This window comes from Martinezella lusitana, from assembly GCF_014207095.1.
Lineage (GTDB): Bacteria > Pseudomonadota > Alphaproteobacteria > Rhizobiales > Rhizobiaceae > Rhizobium > Rhizobium lusitanum_B.
On the sequence record NZ_JACHBG010000067.1, the window covers coordinates 1 to 1,126 of the forward strand.

1 protein-coding gene is annotated in these 1,126 nt (G+C 61.8%); it reads right to left on the minus strand.

Annotation, left to right across the window (positions count from 1 at the left end; all coding sequences use genetic code 11):
- The coding region (locus tag GGD46_RS33610; RefSeq protein WP_184711481.1) for an S-(hydroxymethyl)glutathione dehydrogenase/class III alcohol dehydrogenase at window positions 1–1,126 on the minus strand (1,126 nt) is incomplete at both ends.

The window sequence follows — 1,126 nt, forward strand, 5'->3', positions numbered from 1 at the left end:
AGTAAATCACGACGCCTCTGACGCTCTTTCCGGAATGCATGAGGTCGAAGCCCTTGTTGATGTCTTCGAGCGGCATGGTGTGGGTGATCATCGGATCGATCTCAATCTTGCCTTCCATGTACCAGTCGACGATCTTTGGAACATCGGTTCGGCCACGGGCGCCGCCGAAGGCCGTTCCCATCCACGAGCGGCCCGTCACCAGCTGGAACGGACGCGTCGAAATCTCCTGACCGGCGCCGGCAACGCCGATGACGACAGACTTGCCCCAGCCGCGATGGCTGGCTTCCAGCGCCTGGCGCATCACCTTGGTGTTGCCGGTGCAGTCGAAGGTATAGTCGGCGCCACCGATCTGGTCGGCGCCGCGCTTGGTCATGTTGACGAGGTAGGGCACGATATCGTCGCCGACCTCCTTCGGATTGACGAAATGCGTCATGCCGAAGCGCTCGCCCCAGGCCTTCTTGTCATTGTTGAGATCGACACCGATGATCATGTCGGCGCCGGCAAGCTTCAAGCCCTGGATGACGTTGAGGCCGATACCACCGAGACCGAAGACGATCGCGGTTGCGCCCATCTCCACCTTGGCGGTGTTGATGACCGCACCGATGCCGGTGGTCACGCCGCAGCCGATGTAGCAGATCTTGTCGAAGGGGGCGTCGGGATTGACCTTGGCGACGGCAATCTCCGGCAGCACGGTGTAATTGGCGAAGGTCGAGCACCCCATATAGTGATGGATCTTGTCCTTGCCGATCGAGAAGCGCGAGGTGCCATCCGGCATCAGGCCCTGGCCCTGGGTCGAGCGGATCGCCGTGCAGAGGTTGGTCTTGCGGGAAAGGCACGAGGGGCATTCACGGCATTCGGGCGTGTAGAGCGGAATGACGTGATCGCCCTTCCTGACCGAGGTCACGCCCGGACCGACATCGACGACGATGCCCGCACCTTCATGGCCGAGGATGGCGGGAAACAGGCCCTCAGGATCGGCACCCGACAGGGTGAAATCATCGGTGTGGCAGATACCGGTCGCCTTGACCTCGATCAGCACTTCGCCGGCCCGAGGTCCCTCAAGCTGAACCGTCATCACCTCAAGCGGCTTACCGGCCTGCACCGCGACTGCTGCTCTTACGTCCAT